The sequence below is a fragment of the Paraburkholderia sp. SIMBA_027 genome, from assembly GCF_046535315.1.
GTDB lineage: Bacteria > Pseudomonadota > Gammaproteobacteria > Burkholderiales > Burkholderiaceae > Paraburkholderia > Paraburkholderia tropica.
Map to the genome: position 1 here is coordinate 1 of NZ_JAWRWY010000864.1, position 262 is coordinate 262.

Annotated in this window: 1 pseudogene; it reads left to right on the forward strand. The window is 54.2% G+C overall.

Annotation, left to right across the window (positions count from 1 at the left end):
- Positions 1-262 (forward strand): annotated as a pseudogene (locus tag SB764_RS41540) (hypothetical protein); the annotation flags it as partial.

Sequence of the window (262 nt, forward strand, 5' to 3'; positions counted from 1 at the left end):
ATACGGCGTTATTCGCGCTGTACCAGCGAATGATTGCGCTGCGTAAGAAAAGTCAGGCGCTACGTCATGGCGGTTGTCAGGTGCTGTATGCGGAAGATAACGTGGTGGTATTTGTCCGCGTGCTGAATCAGCAACGTGTACTGGTGGCAATCAACCGTGGCGAGGCCTGTGAAGTGGTGCTACCCGCGTCACCGTTTCTCAATGCCGTGCAATGGCAATGCAAAGAAGGGCATGGGCAACTGACTGACGGGATTCTGGCTTT